Origin of the sequence: Streptomyces sp. NPDC050619 (assembly GCF_040654815.1) — a bacterium.
In the GTDB taxonomy this organism is placed as follows: Bacteria; Actinomycetota; Actinomycetes; order Streptomycetales; family Streptomycetaceae; genus Streptomyces.
The window spans coordinates 1-1,136 of record NZ_JBFAIR010000173.1; the positions used below are offsets into that span (position 1 = coordinate 1).

2 protein-coding genes are annotated in these 1,136 nt (G+C 70.8%); both read right to left on the reverse strand.

Features of this window, described 5'->3' with window-relative positions:
* Nucleotides 1-125: 125 nt before the first annotated feature.
* The gene (locus AB0I77_RS53810; protein WP_351358327.1) at nucleotides 126-350 is read right to left on the reverse strand and encodes a hypothetical protein; all 225 of its coding nucleotides are present in this window, start codon (nucleotides 348-350) and stop codon (nucleotides 126-128) included.
* A 162-nt stretch (nucleotides 351-512) separates the two neighbouring features.
* Nucleotides 513-1,136: PP2C family protein-serine/threonine phosphatase (locus AB0I77_RS53815; RefSeq protein WP_363290373.1), on the reverse strand; the 624-nt coding region annotated here is incomplete at its 5' end.

Genomic DNA, 1,136 nt, shown 5'->3' on the forward strand with positions numbered 1-1,136 from the left:
CCCTGTCCACGCGGTCCAGCCGGGGACGGACGGCGGCCCCACGGACTCCCGGGCATGCTGTACCGGGCGGCCGACGGAGGCGAGGACGAGGTGGTAACGCCCGGCGTTGGGCGCGGCCGGTTCCATCACGCCAGCCGGATGCCGCGGCTGCGGCCGGGGTCGCGGACGATGGCGCCCTTCGTCTCCAGTTCGACCAGGTGATAGTGCACGGTCGAACGGCTCCTCAGGCCCATGGCTGCGCCGATCTCCTGCAGGGTCGGCGCTTCGCCGCGCTCGATGATCTGTTCGCGGATGTGGCGGAGGATCCGCTCTTGGATTTCGGTGGGGTGGTCGACTCGGTGCCTGCCCATACCGTCGATTAGAGCGCGTGTTCGAATTCCGGGGCAAGCGGACATAGACTCCTGCTCGTGAACGACAGTGACTGAGCCCGGTAGTTGGCCTTTTGGCGTTTCAGTTGGCCAGTCACGTGCACAGGCATCGATGTGGTCTGACTGGGCGCGTTGCGGGCCGGGTCATAGGTGCACGATGACAAGGGCGGTGTCGTCGGTGACGCCGCCGGGCGGGAGCAGGTCGGCCAGCAGGGCGTCGGCGAGGGTTTCGGGGTCGGCTCTCTGGTGGCGGGCCAGGGAGCCGGCGAGCCGCGCGAGGCCGGTGTCGATGTCTTCACCGCGGCGTTCGACCAAGCCGTCGGTGTACAGCACGAGGCATGCGCCCTCGGCGAAGGGCACGGTGGCCTGCAGCCGGGGGGCAGGTTGAGGACAGGCGCCGAGTGGGGGGTCGGTGGCCTGGTCCAGGAACTGGACGGTGCCGTCGCTTTGCAGAAGGGCCGGCGGGGGGTGGCCGGCGCTGCTGTAGGTGATGTCGTGGGTGTCCCAGTCGACGAACGCGTTGGCCACTGTGGCGTTCTCGGCGCCGGCGACGGAGCGTGCGTACAGCTCGAGGACTTCCAGGGCCCGGGCGGGACCGTGGGCGGCGCGGGAGGCGGCGCTGAGCGCGCTGCGCAGTTGCCCCATGACGCCCGCCGCGGACAGCCCGTGACCGACCACGTCGCCCACGGCGACCCCGAGCCGTTCACCGGGCAGATCGACCAGGTCGTACCAGTCACCGCCCACGTACAGCCCGCCGACGGCCGGCCG

What these genes read in the sequence shown, in the direction of transcription:
- AB0I77_RS53810 (WP_351358327.1), bottom strand. Translation starts at nt 350, where the DNA reads ATGGGCAGGCACCGAGTCGACCACCCCACCGAAATCCAAGAGCGGATC.